This window comes from Corynebacterium belfantii (assembly GCF_041898185.1).
Taxonomy (GTDB): Bacteria; Actinomycetota; Actinomycetes; order Mycobacteriales; family Mycobacteriaceae; genus Corynebacterium; species Corynebacterium belfantii.
The window spans coordinates 1681831-1700146 of record NZ_CP157823.1 but is presented as its reverse complement, the minus strand read 5'-3'; the positions used below and the strand labels follow the sequence as shown (position 1 = coordinate 1700146).

Here is an 18316-nt window from a genome sequence, read left to right as displayed (position 1 = left end):
CTAAGTGCCACAATAAGTCACATAATCCTGCCATGTTTCAGGGGCAGGATTATCCAATTTTTCAAATCGCTTCTCTCGAAGATAAGGGTTTTTCCCAGCCTCCACAAGTAAAGAAAACGCAGACATATCCGCATCCATAGCGTGCTCAAGAGCATCTTCTACGAGATAATTCCGAGGAACATAGACCGGATTACGAGGAGTTGCTACACGTAGCGAAGAAACCTCTGCCTCCCATTGCTGCGCCCATGGGAAAAGAGAAACAGTCGTTCCATCACTCAGACTCCGCATGAATTGCGCGTAATCCGGACGATGAACATCTAATAAAGCCACCAAATCATCAAGCACACCGGCAGTGTGATCATCGTCTGGACTAATACCAACTGCATGGGCCATCTCATCAAGCCAAGAACGACGATACATATCCGGAAACTCATGGACAATAGCGCGAGCTTCATCAATAGGCATGAGTGGTAAAAGAGCTTCTGCCAACCGAGCGATATTCCACCCCATGATGTTTGGCTGACGGCCAAATGAATATCGACCATGGGAGTCAATGCTCGAAAAGACCGCTTGAGGATGAAAAGAATCAATAAAAGCGCACGGTCCAAAATCAATGGTTTGCCCAGAAAGCGTCACATTATCGGTATTCATCACACCATGCACAAACCCAAAGCGCATCCACTGCGCTACTAACTTCGCTTGAGACGTAGTCACACGCCGCAACAATAATCCAGCAGCCTCCGCATCACTGACACCATCCTCATGAGACGACAGGGCATAACGGACCAACGTTGCCAATGAATCGCCGTCACGCGTTGCGGCATATTGCACGCTTCCCACACGAAGATGATTTTGCGCGACTCTTACGACAACCGCGCCGGGTAACATGCGTTCGCGTTGGACATCGATACCAGTTGTAATAGCGGCGAGAGATCGTGTAGTGGGAATCCCTAGGCCGTGGAGGGCTTCGGAAATAAGATATTCCCTCAACATGGGGCCAAGGGTTGCGCGTCCGTCGCCCCGGCGCGCAAATGGGGTCGGGCCGGCTCCTTTCAAAGAAATTTCGTACTGACCATGTGGTGCATTCGTTTGTGCACAATCTCCTAGAACGAGCGCTCGACCGTCTCCGAGTAATGGATTGAAATGGCCGAATTGGTGCCCTGAGTAGGCTTGGGCATGTCCTTGTTGCGTAATGGTCGAAAGGAGGGAGGCCTCATCAATTCCTAATTCTTGGCCGAGTTCGTGATTAAACACGATAATACGCGGATCAGGCCACTGCTCAGCGCGCCATGGAACTGATAAGGAGGGGACAGCATCGGCGAAGGAGTGAGCAAAGGTAAGTGGCATGGTTTACAGGATAATGAAAAAATTCACGGAGATTTCAAGCCGGAATAGGAAGCTGTTTAAACTGGCAGGTATGTTTTCGTCTTCAGACTCGTGGACCGCTCCGGTTAGTCTCATTGGTGGTGGCCCTGGCGCATGGGACCTCATAACAGTTCGAGGTATGCACCGTTTGCAACAAGCAGATGTTATTTTGGCAGATCATCTGGGGCCGGCTAGTGAGCTTGCACAATTATGCGATGTATCCACGAAGGACATTATCGATGTATCGAAGTTGCCGTATGGTAAGCAGGTGGCCCAATCTAAGATTAATGAACTTTTGATTGAGCATGCTCAAGCTGGCAAGAAGGTTGCGCGACTCAAAGGTGGCGATCCTTATATTTTCGGTCGCGGTTTTGAAGAACTCCAAGCGTGTGCCAAGCACGGTATTGCGTGCGAGGTGATTCCTGGTGTTACCAGTGCGGTGTCGGTTCCGGCGCTGGCTGGAATTCCGATTACTCAACGCGGTGTAGTTCATTCCTTTACCGTTATTTCTGGGCATGTTCCTCCGCAGCATCCGCAGTCGCTAAATGATTGGGAGGCATTAGCCCACACAGGAGGTACGTTGTCTGTGATCATGGGCGTGAAAAACGCTGGTGCCATCGCTCAAGCGCTTATCGACGCTGGTCGGGGCGCTGATACTCCGGTTGCCGTCGTGCAAGAAGGATCGACAGAAAACCAAAAGTCGTTTAAAACGACTTTGGCTCAGTTGAGGCAAGCGATGAAAGATAATGACATCAAACCTCCAGCTGTCTATATCATTGGTGAGGTGGCAGGCCTTCAGGCCTAATCATTGGATTGTCTAGTAATCATTGTGTGATCACTACTGTGAGCTCATGTGGCTTCGAATGTTCTACGGCAAAGCCACATTCTTGAGCCATTCCGATGAGGTCTTCAACGGCGTGGTCGGGGTCAGGGGTGACGTCGTGAAGCAGCAAAGCACGTGCGAGTTGCCCCTTGTAGTGTTTGTTAAAGTGGCTGATCACTGATCGTTTTCCATCGGAATCTTCTGATTCGACACGGACAGTGATCGCATGTTTGACTTTTCCAAGTTGTTGATAAGTACCAGATCGAAGATCGAGGATAACTTCATTTGTGTCAGACAATGCTGTGCTGATGGCATTGCCCCAACGACGTTTCAAAGTGGGCACACTTGCGTCGGCGCACGGCAGTTTCGTGGTGCCAGAAAGTCGATAATGGGGGATATTGTCGTTGGCCATGACAATACCAAATAGTGCGGAACCGATAGCGAGATGTTCCCATGTGCTGCTGGGTAAAGAGGTGGCATCGAGAGCGTCGTAAAGCACTCCCGTATACCGTAATACTGCAGGCATTGTAGGGGATTGGAATAGTTCGATGTTGCGCTGGGCTTCCGGAAGTAGTTTTTGACTTAACTTCAGGATTTCTTGTGCCTGAGATATGTCTAATCTCGCTAAATCGTGGGCGATTTTCTTGCGGATCGGATTCAAGGTAGGGAAGTGAAGTGAATCGAAATCGATAGCTGGGTTCTTTCCCCCAACAGCCTTCGTCTCGGAAGGTGGCAACACAATGAGCATGCCTACATCCTAACGGGTATATTAAGCCTTTATGATTACACGTCTTTCTACACTTTTCCTTCGCACTCTGCGCGAAGACCCTGCTGATGCAGAAGTACCAAGCCACAAGTTGCTTGTTCGTGCGGGATACATTCGTCGAACAGCTCCTGGTGTATATACTTGGTTGCCGCTGGGACTTCGCACGTTGCGCAAAGTAGAAACTGTCGTGCGAGAAGAAATGGATGCCATTGGGGCGCAAGAGCTTTTGTTCCCTGCGCTGTTGCCTCGTGAACCGTATGAGCAGACTCATCGTTGGACCGAATACGGTGATTCCCTGTTCCGCCTGAAAGACCGCAAAGGTGGCGACTATCTTCTAGGGCCAACGCATGAAGAAATGTTCGCCTCGGCTGTCAAGGACATGTATTCGTCCTACAAGGATTTCCCAGTCACCTTGTATCAGATCCAGACAAAGTATCGTGATGAAGAGCGCCCTCGTGCCGGTATTCTTCGTGGCCGAGAGTTTGTCATGAAGGATTCTTATTCCTTTGATATGTCTGACGCTGGGCTAGAAGAGTCGTATCAGCGCCATCGTGAGGCATATCAGCGAATCCTCGATCGCCTCGGTGTGGAATACGTTATTTGTGCTGCAACTTCGGGTGCTATGGGAGGCTCGGCTTCAGAAGAGTTCCTTGCCGTAAGCGACAATGGTGAAGATACTTTCGTACGTGCCACTGAAGGGCCATATGCTGCGAACGTCGAGGCCGTAGTTACTCAGCCGGGAGTAGAGCGTCCGCTCGAACAAGCACCCGAGGCCGTTGAGTACGAAACGCCTAATGCTGAAACCATTGAAGCGCTAGTTCAATGGGCGCAGTCTGCTGGCGTTACCGTTGAAGACCGTCCTGTTGCAGCTGCAGACACATTGAAGTGTTTGTTGGTTAAGATCACCCAGCCTGGCGCTGAAGAAGCAGAGCTTGCGGGCATTTTATTGCCAGGTGATCGTGAAGTAGACATGAAGCGCCTTGAAGCCTCCGTCGAGCCTGCTGAAGTTGAATTAGCCTCAGAAGAGGACTTCAAAAATAATCCATTCTTGGTCAAGGGCTACGTTGGTCCACGGTCTTTGAATGCCCATGATGTGAAGGTATTAGCTGATCCTCGTGTCGTGAGTGGAACTTCATGGATTGCCGGTGCAGATGCCGTTGAACACCATGTTGTTGGCTTGACTATGGGCCGTGACTTTACGGTTGATGGATACATCGAGGCTGCTGAAATTCGCGAAGGTGACCCAGCGCCAGAGGGACAGGGTACTTTGACACTTGCACGCGGCATTGAGGTTGGACACATCTTCCAGCTGGGGCGCAAGTACACAGAGGCATTCGATGTTCAGATCTTGGACGAGTCCGGTAAACGTGCAATCCCTACGATGGGTTCCTACGGCATTGGTGTTTCTCGATTGATGGCTGTTCTTGCTGAACAGCGCCATGATGAAACTGGTCTGAACTGGCCGCTCGAGGTTGCTCCTTACCAAGTGCATGTTGTCGTTGCCAACAAAGACAAGGAAGCTATTGAAGCAGGCGATGCACTTGTGGCAGCTCTTAACTCGCATGGCATTGAGGTGTTGTTCGATGATCGCCCTAAGGTGAGCCCCGGCGTGAAGTTCAAAGACGCTGAACTGCTGGGTATGCCATTTGTTGTGGTCTTGGGTCGTGCTTTCAAAGATGGCAACATTGAGCTACGTGAACGTGGACAGGAAACAGTCTTGGTGTCGGCAGATGAGATCGTTGATACGGTCTTGGCTAAACTGAGTCGCTAGTAGTGGAATCGCGCTGTAAGCGCAGTACTAAAGCCTTTCTTGGGACTACGATCTCGAGAGGCTTTAGTGTTTTTTCTTAACGTCGAGCTGCACTTTGTGCTGCGAGTGAAGCACACAAGGCCCGCCAGGTAGCCGAATGTGATTCTGAAAGGGCATGTAGCCACCATGCTGCAGAATCTGCTTCTAGGGAATCAATAAATGCTCGGGAAGATTGAGCGTCATGTGGTTCTGGATAGCCAGAAAATTCGTATGCTGCTTCAGGTCGTGGGATTGTTTCATTGGGGAATGACTCGGCGAAGCTGGATTCTAACAGTTCTACTCGATCACGATGTGCGGTGATGGCATCAGATACTGCGGTTCTAGAACTTGCTGGAGAATGGGCTAGTGCGACACCTAGCCCATAAATTGCTGAATACTCCCAATCGAGAGCCTTTTTGAGGCTTTCTCCATCGTGGATGAGGTCATCTTTGCTTGTACCCTTGTTAATCTCATTCCGAGGATCTAGTTGTGCAATTCCAGATTGAGGGGCAGCTGCGCCAGCGCGGACGAGATCGACTAGCTGTTGCCCAAGTAGGCCTAATGATTCACTAGGAACAGAATCAACAGAGGAGACAATAGCCTGTGCGGACTGGGTAGCAGCATCAGACTCTGTAACAGTCTTTTTAATCGATACAGCCTGCTTATCGACGGCCCCTTGGACGACCTCATTCGAGCAAGACTCGGGCAGCTTGCCTTCGGAATTGGTACCGCAAAGCCGTTGAATTTCGCTTATCAATTCCTCGGAGTCAGCGTGGCGCTGCTGGGCTAAGGCGGAGTTTTTGCTTTGGAGTACTGCAGCGTCATTGTGTGCGATTGCCGCTAGATCTATCAATGTGGCGTTTGGTTCGGGGGAGGGGCTTATATTGCAGGCCACTACACACCCGAGCAGACAGATTGCTGAGATCGCACTTGTTGTTGATCGCTGAAGAAAAATCACCTCACGCATTCTACCGGTCTTCAGTGGAATGAGTTTCGTTGAGCAGCTACCATAACCACCATGGCGTTTCCTACGGTAGAAGTATTAACTGAGCTCGTTACTCCAGTTGTTGCGCAACACAATATGGACTTAGAAGGTATCCGAATCAATAAGGCGGGTAAAAAGTCGCTCATTGCAGTTTCTGTTGACTCTGATTTTCGCCCTGACCTTGACCAATTAGAACTTGTATCAAATCAATTATCTGAGGTATTTGATGCTGGTGAAGCAGCAGGTGAGCTGAGTTTTGGTGCAGGATATACCTTGGAGGTAGGAACTCTAGGTTTAGATCAACCACTAGCTAGTGCACGCAGGTGGCGCCGTAATCGACACAGGTTAGTCGCCCTCGAAGTTGAAGGTAAAAAGTCTGTAGAGCGAATCGGTGCCCTTAACGACGGCGAGACTGCGGTCATTGTAGTGAAGCGTCGGGATAAAAAACTCGTCGTCCGTAGTGTTCAATTGGCAGAAAACACACAAGCGGTGGTAGAAATTGAATTCGCTAAACCTGCGGAAGATGAGTTAGCCTTAACCGCACTCGAATTTGATCAAGCCCTTGATAGGGGAGAGGAAAACAAGTGAATATTGACGTCCAAGCGCTGAAAGCAATTGAAGCGGATAGAAACATCGCTGTTGATGAATTGCTTGAAACAATTGCACGGGCTCTTCTATTTGCGTACCAAGAGTACAAAGACACAAATACGGTTGAAAATTCCCGTGCGCGCGTGGACATCAATTCGGTGACCGGCCACGTTTCGGTTATCGTCTCCGAGCTTGATGAAGACGGTGTGGTCACCACTGAATACGATGATACCCCTGAAAATTTTGGACGCGTTGGTGCGCAAGCCGTTCGCGATGCCATTGTTCGTCGTTTGCGTGAAGCGGAAACACTGAAAGCATATGATGCTTACAGTGAATACGAAGGTCGCGTTGTGTCAGGTATCGTACAAGCTGATATCTTCGCCAACGAAAAAGGTATCGTAGTTATCCACCTTGGAACCGAGGTTGACGGCCAAGACGGAATTTTGATCCCCGCAGAACAAATTCCTGGTGAAAGCTTTAAACATGGTGATCGCGTTAAAGCTTACGTTGTAGGAATTAACCGCACCCCACGTGATCTTCAGATCAATCTTTCGCGTACTCACCCAGAATTAGTTCGACGATTGTTTGAACTAGAAGTACCAGAAGTTGCTGACGGATCTGTAGAAATCATCGGTATCGCTCGTGAAGCGGGACACCGTTCTAAGGTGGCAGTGAAGGCGACGGTCAAGGGGCTAAACGCTAAAGGTGCCTGCATTGGACCACGTGGGCAGCGCGTCAACAACATCATGAATGAGCTTGGCGGTGAAAAGATCGATATCATCGACTTCGACGATGATCCAGCTAAGTTTGTTGGTAATGCGCTTGCACCATCAAAAGTCGTTCATGTGGAAGTCACTGATGCTGAAGCTCAGACAGCTCAGGTAACTGTGCCTGATTACCAATTATCATTGGCGATTGGCAAAGAAGGACAAAATGCGCGCCTAGCAGCTCGTCTGACCGGTTGGAAAATTGACATCCGTTCAGATGCAAGCTAATTACTTGTAGTGCTTAAGCCGTATCAATACTTCCATGGGGGAAGATGTTGATGCGGCTAAATTTTTTTTAACAGGTTATTGTTCTGGGCCAACATGGCGTACACTATCTAACGGCCCAACGTACGGTCGATTTGTTTGCATGCGTGCAACAGCCAATTCATGGCTAAAACGTAGCGCAAAGTTCGTACCGCATACGTTGAGAGAAATCCAAATATGGATGCTTGTTCTAGTACGCATAGATAGATCGATAAGGAGACGGATGCCCGGCGATTCGAATCAACGCTCTCAACAGCGCATTCGCACTTGTATCGCTCGTCGTCGTCCGCTACCCGAAGCATCTCTACTGCGCGTTGTTGCCCTCAAAGATCCCGATGAATCAACATCGGTGCGTGTGATTCCCGATCCGCAGCGCAAAAAGGGTGGGCGAGGTGCGTGGATTTCTCCAACGTTAGAAGCGCTGGAGCTAGCTGAAAAAAGGCGCGCGTTTAATCGCGCGCTGAGGGTATCTGCTGTTGTAGATACCGGTTATGTACGAGAGTACCTAGCGGGACTGACCGCTAGACCCAACATTGTAAGGAAGACCGAACACTGATGAGCACACGATGAAGCATCAGCGATGAACGTCAGAGCAATCAGGTAGGAAGTCCTACAACGAGCCCCTTCCGGGCCTTGTGACTTCCTTACCGCAACTCAAGGAGAAAAGTGCCCGGAAAGCTACGTGTACATGAGCTAGCAAAACAGCTCGGTGTAACCAGCAAAGAATTACTCGCAACCCTGAAAGATCAGGGCGAGTTTGTTAAAACAGCATCCTCTACCATTGAACCCCCAGTGGTAAAGAAAATGAAGAAGCACTATGAGTCGCTCGGTGTTACCACCGAGGCGCCTGCTGCTTCTCAGGAGCCCAAGGCTAAGAAGCCTGCGGCTCCTAAACCTGCAGCGCCTAAGCCAGCAGCAACTCCGCAACAAGCGGCTAAGCCTGCGGCTCCTAAACCTGCAGCGCCTAAGCCAGCAGCAGAAAAGAAGCCGGCTCCAAAACCAGCCGCAAAACCAGTGCCAAAGCCAGGTTTCAGCGCAGCAAAGGCTGAGTCTTCTGCTCCTAAGCTGGCTAAGCCTGCGGCTCCTAAACCAGCAGCGCCTAAGCCAGCAGCACAGTCGTCTACGACTGCAACTCCTGGTAGCATGCCTCGCCCACAGGCTAAGCCGGCTCCAAAACCCGGCGGACGTGCACCACGTGTAGCAAATAACCCATTCTCTAGTGGTTCTCGTCCTGCTCCACGCCCAGGTGGCGGAAACCGCTCCGGTAATGCTCCGCGTCCTAGTGGCGGACCACGCCCAGGTGGAAATCGTCCACAGGGCGGTCAAGGCGGATCTGCAGAGCGTGCACCTCGCCCAGGTGGTCGCGGAGGACAACCTCGTCCGCAGGGAGGCTCTCGTTCGCAGCAGTCTGGTGGACAAGAGCGTCAAGGTGGCGGACGTCGTCCAAGTCCAGCAATGATGCCAACGCATCCAAACCCAGGTCAGATGCCATCACGTTCTAATGGTTCCCGCAATGGCCGTGGCGGTGCAGGTGGCCAAGGTGGACGCCCTGGATTCGGTGGCGGTCGCCCAGGTGGCGGCGGTAGCGCTGGTGGACGTGGAGGACGCCGCGGCGGCACCGCTGGTGCATTCGGACGTCCAGGCGGTGCACCTCGTAAGGGACGTAAGTCGAAGCGTCAGAAGCGTAACGAGTACGAGGCAATGCAGGCACCAAACGTGATTGGTGGCGTACGCCTTCCTGATGGTGGCGGCGCAACGATCCGTTTGGCACGAGGTGCTTCGCTTTCTGACTTTGCCGAGAAGATCAATGCTGATGCTGCTGCTTTGGTGCAAGCATTGTTCAACTTGGGCGAAATGGTGACCGCGACTGCCTCTGTCAACGAAGAAACCTTGCAGTTGCTGGGCGAGGAAATGAACTACAAGGTAGAGGTCGTTTCTCCTGAGGATGAGGATCGTGAGCTCCTTGAGTCCTTCGACCTGCAGTTCGGTGAAGATGAAGGTACTGAAGAGGATCTTGCTAAGCGTCCTCCAGTGGTTACCGTCATGGGTCACGTTGACCACGGTAAGACTCGTCTTTTGGACACCATCCGTAAGACAAATGTTGGCTCTGATGAGGCCGGCGGAATTACGCAGGGTATTGGTGCATACCAGGTAACGGTGAACATCGATGATCTTTCCCGCAAGATCACTTTCTTGGATACACCAGGTCACGAGGCATTCACGGCTATGCGTGCACGTGGCGCAAAGTCCACAGATATCGCTGTGCTCGTTGTTGCCGCTGACGATGGCGTTATGCCTCAGACAGTGGAAGCAATCAATCACGCCAAGGCTGCCGATGTCCCAATCGTTGTCGCGGTGAACAAGATTGATAAGCTGGGTGCTTCGCCAGATAAGATCCGTGGCCAGCTGACCGAATACGGCCTGGTTCCAGAAGAATACGGTGGCGAAACCATGTTCGTGGATATTTCTGCAAAGCAAAACATCAACATTGATGGCCTGCTTGAGGCAGTTTTGCTTACCGCCGACGCTTCCTTGGATCTACGTGCTAACCCAGACATGGATGCACAGGGTCTTGCTATCGAGGCTCACCTCGACCGCGGTCGAGGACCAGTGGCTACGGTGATCGTCCAGCGTGGTACCTTGCGCGTTGGTGACTCTGTGGTTGCAGGTGACGCATATGGCCGCGTTCGTCGCATGGTTGATGAGTACGGAAACGATGTGGAAGAAGCAGGTCCATCTCGTCCAGTTCAGATGCAGGGCCTCAACGGTGTTCCTGGCGCTGGCGACAACCTCTTGGTCGTTGAAGACGACCGCGTGGCACGACAGATCGCCAACCAGCGTAATGCTCGTAAGCGCAACGCATTGGCCGCGAAGACACGCAAGCGCGTATCTCTTGAGGACCTGGATTCCGTCCTAAAGGAAACTTCAACCCTGAATCTGATCCTCAAGGGCGACAATGCTGGTTCTGTGGAAGCTCTGGAAGATGCGCTTCTCAAGATCGAGGTTGACGACGAAGTTCAGCTCAACATCATTGACCGTGGCGTGGGTGCTGTCACCCAGACCAACGTGAGCTTGGCAGCAGCTTCTGACGCTGTGATCATTGCGTTCAACGTTCGCGCAGAAGGCAAAGCTACAGAAGAAGCTAATGCTGAGGGCGTAGATATCCGCTACTACACGGTTATCTACCGTGCACTGGAAGAAATTGAGCAAGCTCTGAAGGGTATGCTCAAGCCAATTTACGAAGAGCGTGAAATTGGTCGCGCCGAAATCCGCGCTATTTTCAAGGCGTCTGCCGTTGGCCTTATCGCTGGTTGCATGGTCGAGTCGGGCAAGGTACGTCGTAACGCATCGATCCGTCTGCTTCGCGACGGTACCGTTGTGGCTGACAATGCCAAGATCGAGTCCTTGCGCCGCGAAAAGGATGACGCAACTGAGGTTGCGGCCGGATACGAATGCGGTATGGTCCTGTCCTACCCAGATATCCAGGTAGGTGACATCATTGAGGTCTTCGAGCAGGTCGAGGTTCCTCGCACCTAATCGATAGCTCCGTATCGAAAGGGCACTGTTTCTCATAGGAATGTTGAGTCATTCCATTGGAAACAGTGCCCTTTCGATATAAGTGGTAGTCTCGGCTAGGCTTTTAAGAAAATACAGTAATAAATAAGGAGCACGCATCATGGTCGATCATGCACGCGCAGCACGTCTAGCAAAACGAATCCAGACTATCGTTGCAACCGCAATTGAACGAGAGGTCAAAGACCGTCGCCTAGAATATGTCACCGTTACTGATACTCGTGTCACCGGTGACCTACATGATGCAACGGTCTATTACACAGTTCGTGGCCGGACTATTGATGACCAACCTGATTTCAAAGCTGCAGCCGAAGCACTACAGCGTGCTCGCGGCCAGCTACGCAAAATCGTAGGTGATCAGCTGTCAGTTCGTTTTACACCGACGTTGTCTTTCGATCTTGATACAGTTCCTGAAGCAAGTGCTCATATGGAGGATCTGTTAGCTCGTGCAAGAGCACGCGATCTCGAACTAGCAGAGCTGAAAAAGAATGCCCAGCCAGCAGGAGATGCTCATCCTTACAAAGATGACGATGCGATGAATGACTAATGTCGAGCTGATAGAGCAGCACATTCTCAAGGCGCACCATATTTGTGTAGTCGGTCATGAACGCCCTGATGCAGATGCAGTCGGTAGCGTGTGCGCCTTGGTACTTGGTCTCCAGCAAACAGGATGTCACGCGCAGGGTTTCATCGGGCAAGATGATCCAATCGGGGCGTCGTTCATGTGGTTACCGAGTGCATATACGATTAATCTAGCAACCGAACTTCCACCGTGTGATCTCATCATTGCAGTCGATTGCGCGGCTTTATCGCGGTTGGGCGCTCTACAAAAATCTATTGTGGAAGCCAAACAACCAGTTATAGTCTTGGACCACCATGCAACGAACCACGGGTTCGGCGACATAAATCTAGTGGATGCGCAATCTGAGTCAACAACGTCAATTGTCTATGACTTGTGCCAAGCATTGGGTGTAGAAATAACACCGGATATCGCGCAATGACTATATGCGGGATTGGTAGCCGATACTGGCGGATTCCGGTGGGGACGACCACGTATTCATGATCTAGCCCAAACGCTAGTTGAGCATGGGGCCGATATTCAGCAGATTAACCATAATTTGTTTGATACGTATTCATTGGATGATATGCGCCTGATCGGTCAGGTGTTGGCTTCGCTGCGTACTGAGCAGTCCACACACAAATCGACCGGAAGCAACGTCAACATTGTGATTGCCTGTGTGCATCATTGGATGATCGAAGGTTATTCGCGAGACGCTGTTGAAAGCATTGCTGATTACGTTAGGGGACTACACGGTGTCGATCTTGCTGTAGTTTTAAAGGAATATAGTCAGGAAACGTGGACGATATCTTTAAGATCTGAATCTTGGGATGTTGCAGCAATTGCAAGGATATGTGGTGGTGGAGGCCATGTTAACACCGCCGGTATGACTCTTCATGGGACTGAACAAGAAATAATTGGAAGCATTGTGGCAGCAGTTGCAGCTGCTGCTGAAACAACAAAGTTATGAATACATCTCTCAACGACACCACTGATCGCTCAGCGCATATTACCGCCGCTACAGTTCTTGCGTTAGCCCTTCCTTCTCTAGGAGTTCTTGCTGCGACACCACTGTATCTGTTACTCGACACTGCCGTTGTCGGTGGTCTGGGCACCGTCGCGCTTGCAGCTTTGGGGGCGGGAACTGTAATTTACTCCCAAGTAACCACGCAGCTCACTTTTTTATCTTACGGAACTACCGCACGATCAGCGCGCTTATATGGAGCGGGAAAACAGGGCGAAGCCGTGTATGAAGGGGTTCAAGCGACATGGATCGCATTGCTGGTGGGGGCGGTGCTCGCAACGATTTTGTTCTTTGGTGCTCCCACATTCGCTTGGTGGCTCACAGGCAATCGAGAAGTAGCTAATAATGCTGGGCATTGGCTTCGTATCACTGCTTTCGGTGTGCCGATGATTTTGGTCATTATGGCTGGTAACGGCTGGTTGCGTGGGATCCAGAACACCCGAGCCCCCTTAGTTTTTACACTGGCTGGTGTTATTCCCGGCGCGTGTGCGGTGCCATTTTTTGTGCATTGGTGGGGTCTCGTAGGTTCCGCATGGGCGAATCTTATGGGAACTTCGATCACAGCAGTGTTATTCGTGGGATGTTTAGTCCACTATCATAGCAGAAGCTGGCGTCCGCAGTGGCGAATTATGAAGACACAGCTGGCATTGGGACGCGATTTAATACTTCGCTCGTTTTCGTTTCAAGTGTCGTTTTTGTCTGCTGCTGCGGTAGCAGGACGTTTTGGTGCGGAATCGTTAGCGGCGCATCAAGTGCTTATGCAGTTGTGGGGTTTCCTTACACTTGTCCTCGACTCACTAGCGATTGCGGGCCAAACACTGACCGGTGCGGCTTTAGGCGCTGGAAGCGCAGCAGTTGCTCGAGCTGTTGGCGAAAAATCGATTCGATACTCAACTTTTTTTGGAGTTGTTTTAGCTGCTGTATTTGCGGTTGGGTGGTCGGTGATCCCACAGGTATTTACACGTGATACGAATGTTCTTGACGTTATGGCTGGTCCGTGGTGGCAACTCGTGGCATTGATTGCACTTGGTGGTATGGTTTTTGCGCTGGACGGGATTTTGTTGGGTGCTTCTGATGCTGCTTTTTTGCGTACCGTTTCTATCGCATCGGTTATCTGTGGATTCCTTCCAGGAGTATGGCTGGCGCTCATTTTTGATGCTGGGCTGGTCGGTGTGTGGTGGGGTCTTATCGCTTTTCTATGTATTCGTTTGGGTACGTGTTGGTGGCGTTTCCGCTCGATGAAATGGGCGAGGGTATCCTAAAAGCATTTCTATAGGTCGTGGCGGGGTTGAAGGAGGTTGATCGACGATGGTTCAGACTTTGTGGGCTGTTGCTGATCTGCATGCTGCTGTACGCGCTAATGGTGGTCGCATCGATACGGTTCAGCCCCATGATCCTTCTGATTGGCTCATTGTTGCTGGGGATGTGGCGGAGCGTACGTCGATTGTGATTGATGTGCTTCATGAGCTTCGGCAACGCTTTGCCACAGTTATTTGGGTGCCAGGAAATCACGAACTTTTTTGTCGTAGCAGTGATCGCTTTCAAGGCAGGGCGAAGTACGACGAATTGGTGCGGAGGTGTCGCCAAATTGATGTGCTAACGCCTGAGGATCCGTATCCAGTTTTTCACGGCGTAACGGTGGTACCGCTTTTTACTCTCTACGACTATTCGTTTCGGCCAGAAGGCCAGACGATTGAGGCTGCGTTGCAATCTGCACATGACAAGCAACTCGTGCTAACTGATCAGTTTGCTATTGCGCCTTTTGTGGATATTCGCGCTTGGTGTTGGGACCGCTTGGCGTATTCGGTACATCGCTTAAGTAGGGAACGCGGACCGAAGATCCTCATTAATCACTGGCCTTTGGTCCAAGAACCAGTATCTGAACTACCTATTCCTGAGATTGGGTTGTGGTGCGGCACTCGGCACACACGCTCGTGGCCGGTTCGGTATAGCGCTACCACCGTTGTGTATGGGCACCTCCATGTGCCGAATGAGCGCATTATCGACGGAGTTCGTCACGTAGAAGTCTCGCTTGGTTACCCGCATCAATGGTCAAAAAATATCGCAGATCGTTCGTGGCCGTTTCCCGTCATGACCTCGGAGGTGGCGGCATGATAGCAGGTAATAATAGCGAGTATGCCCTGAATTCGAGGTTGTTCCCGCAATCAGCTCGTAGTACTGCATTATTGGTTCCAAGGCATACACCGGATTTATCAAATTTTAATAGACTGCATGTTTTAGAAAAAGCACAGGTGAAAAATGCGGTTGCCGTTCGCCGTGCTGAGTTTGGTGACGCACGTTGGTGTGCACACCAAAGTTTGCGCAAGTTGGGGCTATATGATCATCCGGCAATTTTACGCGGTGAACGGGGTATGCCTTTGTGGCCGGTTGGTATTGCCGGATCATTAACGCATACGGAGGGCTTGAGAGCGGCTGTTGTTGCGCCGACTACAGAAGTAGCTTCTATGGGCATTGATGCAGAGATCGCTGAGGAATTGCCTGGCGGTATTTTGGGTTCAATTGCGCGGCCCAATGAAATCGCCATGTTGGATGATCTGCGTGCTAGAGGTTTATTATTCGCTGATCGGTTGTTGTTCTGTGCCAAAGAAGCCACCTATAAGGCTTGGTTCCCGATTACTCAGCGATGGCTGGATTTTGATCAGGCAGAAATCGATATTAGGGCCGATGGCACGTTTATTTCTTATTTGCTCATTCGGCCCACCCCGTTACCTTTTATCGAAGGAAAGTGGGCAATACATGATGGCTATGTCGTAGCAACCACTGTCATCCCCGCGAGGGGTTAAAGAGTCGATGGACGTGCCACAAATATGGTGGCTAGCCGTTTGCCTTGTTCTTTTACCAGGGCGATAGTACGTCCATGAGGATCGACCGCTGCATGGGTTCCTTTCAGACCGCGTGGTGCGAGCCATTTGCCCATGGCGAGATTGCTCGCCTCTTTTTCTGAAACAGAAAGAACTGGGTAGCTCGCTGCTAATGCTTGGTCAAGGGTCAAAGATACGTGTGGAGTTTCTTCCAATTTTTCGAGTGTTACAGCATTATCGAGCGTAAACGGTCCTACCTGTGTTCGTCGTAACGCGGTTAAGTGCCCACCTACTCCGAGTTCTTCGCCGAGATCGCGGGCTAGTGACCGAATGTAGGTCCCGGAAGAACAATCAACTTCTACGTCGATGTCGATGAAAGCTGCGTTACGACGAATCTCTAAAATGTCATAACGAGAAATGGTGACCGGCCGTGCTGGAATTTCTACTTTTTCACCTTCGCGTACGCGTTGATGAGCTCTTTTCCCATCTATCTTGATTGCGCTCACTGCAGCAGGACGTTGCATGATAGACCCCCGAAACTGCTCAACGGCATCGGAGATCATGGTTTCGGTGATTGCTGCCAGTTGATCTGGTGAAGCTGAAGTGATCGTTTCGCCTTCACGGTCATCGGTAGTAGTAGCAGCACCGAGACGAATAGTGGCCGCATAGGACTTTGTGGACGCAACCATATGTGCTAGGAATTTGGTTCCGCGCTCTAGTCCTAATACGAGCACTCCTGTAGCCATAGGGTCGAGGGTTCCGGCATGCCCCACCTTTTTGGTGGAAAAGATCCGACGGATTTTAGAAACAACGTCGTGGGAGGTCATTCCTTGAGATTTGTCGACAATCACAAGGCCTGAGTTTGCGAGGGCATCGTTCATAGATGACAGTCTATGGCTTAAAGTGGATCAGGTGGACATTTGGCACAGATTAGAAGATATTCCAGCAGACTTGAAAGCCTCAGTTATCACCATTGGTGTATTCGATGGTGTTCACCGTGGTCACCGAACCCTTGTAGCAGCAGCGACTGATCGAGCACAAGCATTGGGAGTTCCTAGTGTGCTCGTGACGTTTAACCCGCATCCGTTGTCGGTCCTGCGACCTGACAAGATGCCTCCATTGCTGGGAACGGTAAATCAGCGAGCAGATTTAGCAGAATCTTTAGGCGTTGATCACATGTTCGCTATGAATTTCACTGCGGAACTCTCGCACTTGTCGCCTGAAGAGTTTTTCTGTTCTGTGATCAAAGACAAACTCAATGCTCAAGCAGTAGTAGTAGGAAAGAATTTTACTTTCGGGTACAAAGCTGCGGGTACGACAGACACTCTAAAAGCGTTAGGGGAGAAGTACGGAGTTGAGATTTACGTACTGGATCTACTAACGGAAAAAGGCGATGTAGTGTCCTCCACTGTTATTCGATCGGCTTTGCAGGAGGGGGATATTCGCCGTGCGAATTGGGGCCTTGGCCGTGAATTCTCTGTCCACGGCGATGTTGTGCGTGGAGCCGGTCGTGGCGGCAAAGAACTCGGTTTTCCGACTGCAAACCTTTATTTTCCTGATAGTATCGCGTTGCCAGAAGACGGCGTCTATGCAGGTTGGCTCACTGTTACTTCTTCGGCGCCCATTGATGGTGATATGGTGCGTGGGGTGCGGTATCCGGCTGCAATTTCAGTCGGACACAATCCTACTTTCGGCGATAAGCGTCGCAGCGTAGAGTCCTTTGTACTCGACCGCCATGCCGATCTTTATGGGCATTCCATAGTCGCAGAGTTCGTTGATCGGATTCGTCCGATGGTCAAATTTGATGGCATTGATGAGTTGCTTGTTGCTATTGAAAATGATGTAACCCAAACGCGTGCCATATTGCATATCTAAATCTTTCGTAGATCATTTCTTGTTCCATCCCCTCCGAACGCAGCTAAAGGACCTTCGAGATGAAAAAAATTATCCTTGATTTGGACACTGGTATCGATGATGCTCTGGCATTGGCCTATACGTTAGGTTCTCCTGAACTTGATCTCATCGGTGTGACCGCCACTTATGGAAACGTCTTGGTAGAAACAGGCGTACGAAACGATCTTGCTCTTCTTGAACTTTTCGGGCGTAGCGACGTTCCTGTTTTTGCTGGTGAACCGCATGCGCTGGCGAAAGATGGCTTTGAAGTTTTGGAAATCTCTGCATTCATCCATGGCAAAAATGGCATTGGTGAGGCTGAGGTTGCTGAACCAGTTGGTGTTGTACAGGAACTCAGCGCGGTCGATTTCTTGATTGAATCCGTTGAACGTTACGGAGATGAGCTCATCATTGTTCCTACTGGCGCAATGACCAACATAGCTGCAGCCATGAAAAAGAGCGAGACATTTGCAAGGGATGCACAGATCGTATTTATGGGTGGTGCACTTACGGTTCCTGGCAATGTCAGTCAGTGGGCAGAAGCCAATGTCAATCAAGACCCTGAGGCTGCGGATATCATGGTGCGCAATGCAGGGGATATTACGATGGTGGGCCTTGATGTGACTCTGCAAACGCTTCTCACGTATGCGGAGACCGCTACGTGGCGAGCGCTTGGTACACCTGCTGGCAATTTCTTGGCTGATGCGACGGACTATTACATTAAGGCGTATGACACCACAGCCCCTCACCTTGGCGGCTGTGGTTTGCACGATCCATTAGCTGTGGGTGTCGCGATCGATCCATCGCTGGTGACCTTGCTACCTATTAACCTCAAAGTGGACACTGAGGGGCCCACACGTGGACGTACCATTGGTGACGAAGTCCGCCTTAACGATTCACATAAGAACTGCAAGGTTGCTGTTGGGGTAGACGTTGATCGATTCCTCAAGGAATTCATGGAACGAATTACTCGGGTTGCTCAAGGTGGCAATGCGCGATGATGAAATAGATATTTAGAAAAATGATACGGCAGCGGCACACTATGTGCTAAGCTGTTCGAGGTTCTTTTACTGCGGTTCACAGCAGTGAGGTTCCGTG

18 protein-coding genes are annotated in these 18316 nt (G+C 50.7%); 14 read left to right on the top strand and 4 right to left on the bottom strand.

Annotated elements, in window-relative coordinates:
* Positions 1–1347 carry a YdiU family protein gene (locus ABMV07_RS08490; RefSeq protein ID WP_197691754.1) on the bottom strand — a complete coding sequence of 449 codons (1347 nt, stop codon included), beginning with the start codon at positions 1345–1347 and terminating at the stop codon, positions 1–3.
* Between ABMV07_RS08490 and cobA the strand changes: the two genes are divergently transcribed.
* On the top strand, positions 1346–2170 hold the full coding sequence (gene cobA, locus ABMV07_RS08485; protein ID WP_088266252.1) for a uroporphyrinogen-III C-methyltransferase: 825 nt from the start codon (positions 1346–1348) through the stop codon (positions 2168–2170). The genes ABMV07_RS08490 and cobA overlap by 2 nt on opposite strands.
* Positions 2171–2189: 19 nt before the next feature.
* Here cobA and yaaA read toward each other — a convergent pair whose 3' ends face one another.
* Positions 2190–2936 carry a peroxide stress protein YaaA gene (gene yaaA, locus ABMV07_RS08480; protein ID WP_088266253.1) on the bottom strand — a complete coding sequence of 249 codons (747 nt, stop codon included), beginning with the start codon at positions 2934–2936 and terminating at the stop codon, positions 2190–2192.
* A gap of 31 nt (positions 2937–2967) precedes the next feature.
* On the opposite strand from yaaA, the gene ABMV07_RS08475 reads away from it, so the two are divergent.
* A complete protein-coding gene (locus ABMV07_RS08475) occupies positions 2968–4725 on the top strand; it encodes a proline--tRNA ligase (RefSeq protein WP_088266254.1) in 1758 nt (585 codons plus the stop codon).
* A gap of 76 nt (positions 4726–4801) precedes the next feature.
* Here the strand turns inward: ABMV07_RS08475 and ABMV07_RS08470 are convergent, their stop codons facing one another.
* A complete protein-coding gene (locus tag ABMV07_RS08470) occupies positions 4802–5710 on the bottom strand; it encodes a DUF4439 domain-containing protein (protein ID WP_088266256.1) in 909 nt (302 codons plus the stop codon).
* 51 nt (positions 5711–5761) lie between these two features.
* Here ABMV07_RS08470 and rimP point away from each other — a divergent pair, with 51 nt between their 5' ends.
* From rimP to ABMV07_RS08420, 10 genes are all read left to right on the top strand, one after another.
* Complete coding sequence (rimP, locus tag ABMV07_RS08465) at positions 5762–6316, top strand: ribosome maturation factor RimP (RefSeq protein WP_088266258.1); 555 nt, start codon at positions 5762–5764, stop codon at positions 6314–6316.
* Positions 6313–7311, top strand: a complete 999-nt coding sequence (nusA, locus tag ABMV07_RS08460) for a transcription termination factor NusA (protein ID WP_014303545.1) — start codon at positions 6313–6315, stop codon at positions 7309–7311. The genes rimP and nusA overlap by 4 nt, the downstream gene beginning before the upstream one ends.
* Before the next feature lie 259 nt (positions 7312–7570).
* Positions 7571–7903, top strand: a complete 333-nt coding sequence (locus ABMV07_RS08455; RefSeq protein WP_088266259.1) for a YlxR family protein — start codon at positions 7571–7573, stop codon at positions 7901–7903.
* A 110-nt stretch (positions 7904–8013) separates the two neighbouring features.
* Entirely contained in the window at positions 8014–10884 is a 2871-nt protein-coding gene (gene infB, locus ABMV07_RS08450) for a translation initiation factor IF-2 (protein ID WP_088266260.1), read from the top strand.
* A gap of 139 nt (positions 10885–11023) precedes the next feature.
* The gene (rbfA, locus tag ABMV07_RS08445; protein ID WP_196977224.1) at positions 11024–11467 is read left to right on the top strand and encodes a 30S ribosome-binding factor RbfA; all 444 of its coding nucleotides are present in this window, start codon (positions 11024–11026) and stop codon (positions 11465–11467) included.
* Positions 11460–11921, top strand: coding sequence for a bifunctional oligoribonuclease/PAP phosphatase NrnA (locus ABMV07_RS08440; protein WP_229254929.1), 462 nt, complete (start codon positions 11460–11462; stop codon positions 11919–11921). The genes rbfA and ABMV07_RS08440 overlap by 8 nt, the downstream gene beginning before the upstream one ends.
* A 12-nt stretch (positions 11922–11933) precedes the next feature.
* Positions 11934–12449, top strand: coding sequence for a bifunctional oligoribonuclease/PAP phosphatase NrnA (locus ABMV07_RS08435; protein WP_234917869.1), 516 nt, complete (start codon positions 11934–11936; stop codon positions 12447–12449).
* A complete protein-coding gene (locus tag ABMV07_RS08430) occupies positions 12446–13765 on the top strand; it encodes an MATE family efflux transporter (protein ID WP_088266262.1) in 1320 nt (439 codons plus the stop codon). Before ABMV07_RS08435 ends, ABMV07_RS08430 begins: the two co-directional genes overlap by 4 nt.
* Before the next feature lie 46 nt (positions 13766–13811).
* Positions 13812–14618, top strand: coding sequence for a metallophosphoesterase family protein (locus ABMV07_RS08425; protein ID WP_088266263.1), 807 nt, complete (start codon positions 13812–13814; stop codon positions 14616–14618).
* Positions 14615–15307 carry a 4'-phosphopantetheinyl transferase gene (locus tag ABMV07_RS08420; RefSeq protein WP_088266264.1) on the top strand — a complete coding sequence of 231 codons (693 nt, stop codon included), beginning with the start codon at positions 14615–14617 and terminating at the stop codon, positions 15305–15307. The genes ABMV07_RS08425 and ABMV07_RS08420 overlap by 4 nt, the downstream gene beginning before the upstream one ends.
* On the opposite strand, the gene truB is transcribed toward ABMV07_RS08420, so the two are convergent.
* A complete protein-coding gene (gene truB, locus ABMV07_RS08415; protein ID WP_088266265.1) occupies positions 15304–16206 on the bottom strand; it encodes a tRNA pseudouridine(55) synthase TruB in 903 nt (300 codons plus the stop codon). The genes ABMV07_RS08420 and truB overlap by 4 nt on opposite strands.
* Before the next feature lie 22 nt (positions 16207–16228).
* On the opposite strand from truB, the gene ABMV07_RS08410 reads away from it, so the two are divergent.
* Together ABMV07_RS08410 and ABMV07_RS08405 are read left to right on the top strand one after the other, a co-directional pair.
* Positions 16229–17200 carry a bifunctional riboflavin kinase/FAD synthetase gene (locus tag ABMV07_RS08410; RefSeq protein WP_088266266.1) on the top strand — a complete coding sequence of 324 codons (972 nt, stop codon included), beginning with the start codon at positions 16229–16231 and terminating at the stop codon, positions 17198–17200.
* Positions 17201–17259: 59 nt separating this feature from the next.
* Entirely contained in the window at positions 17260–18219 is a 960-nt protein-coding gene (locus tag ABMV07_RS08405) for a nucleoside hydrolase (RefSeq protein WP_088266267.1), read from the top strand.
* The last annotated feature ends 97 nt before the right edge of the window (positions 18220–18316 follow it).

Coding starts and splice junctions, on each gene's coding strand:
- cobA (WP_088266252.1), top strand. CDS start 1,346: ATGGTTTACAGGATAATGAAAAAATTCACGGAGATTTCAAGCCGGAAT.
- ABMV07_RS08490 (WP_197691754.1), bottom strand. CDS start 1,347: ATGCCACTTACCTTTGCTCACTCCTTCGCCGATGCTGTCCCCTCCTTA.
- yaaA (WP_088266253.1), bottom strand. CDS start 2,936: ATGCTCATTGTGTTGCCACCTTCCGAGACGAAGGCTGTTGGGGGAAAG.
- ABMV07_RS08475 (WP_088266254.1), top strand. CDS start 2,968: ATGATTACACGTCTTTCTACACTTTTCCTTCGCACTCTGCGCGAAGAC.
- ABMV07_RS08470 (WP_088266256.1), bottom strand. CDS start 5,710: ATGCGTGAGGTGATTTTTCTTCAGCGATCAACAACAAGTGCGATCTCA.
- rimP (WP_088266258.1), top strand. CDS start 5,762: ATGGCGTTTCCTACGGTAGAAGTATTAACTGAGCTCGTTACTCCAGTT.
- ABMV07_RS08455 (WP_088266259.1), top strand. CDS start 7,571: ATGCCCGGCGATTCGAATCAACGCTCTCAACAGCGCATTCGCACTTGT.
- rbfA (WP_196977224.1), top strand. CDS start 11,024: ATGGTCGATCATGCACGCGCAGCACGTCTAGCAAAACGAATCCAGACT.
- ABMV07_RS08440 (WP_229254929.1), top strand. CDS start 11,460: ATGACTAATGTCGAGCTGATAGAGCAGCACATTCTCAAGGCGCACCAT.
- ABMV07_RS08430 (WP_088266262.1), top strand. CDS start 12,446: ATGAATACATCTCTCAACGACACCACTGATCGCTCAGCGCATATTACC.
- ABMV07_RS08425 (WP_088266263.1), top strand. CDS start 13,812: ATGGTTCAGACTTTGTGGGCTGTTGCTGATCTGCATGCTGCTGTACGC.
- ABMV07_RS08420 (WP_088266264.1), top strand. CDS start 14,615: ATGATAGCAGGTAATAATAGCGAGTATGCCCTGAATTCGAGGTTGTTC.
- truB (WP_088266265.1), bottom strand. CDS start 16,206: ATGAACGATGCCCTCGCAAACTCAGGCCTTGTGATTGTCGACAAATCT.
- ABMV07_RS08405 (WP_088266267.1), top strand. CDS start 17,260: ATGAAAAAAATTATCCTTGATTTGGACACTGGTATCGATGATGCTCTG.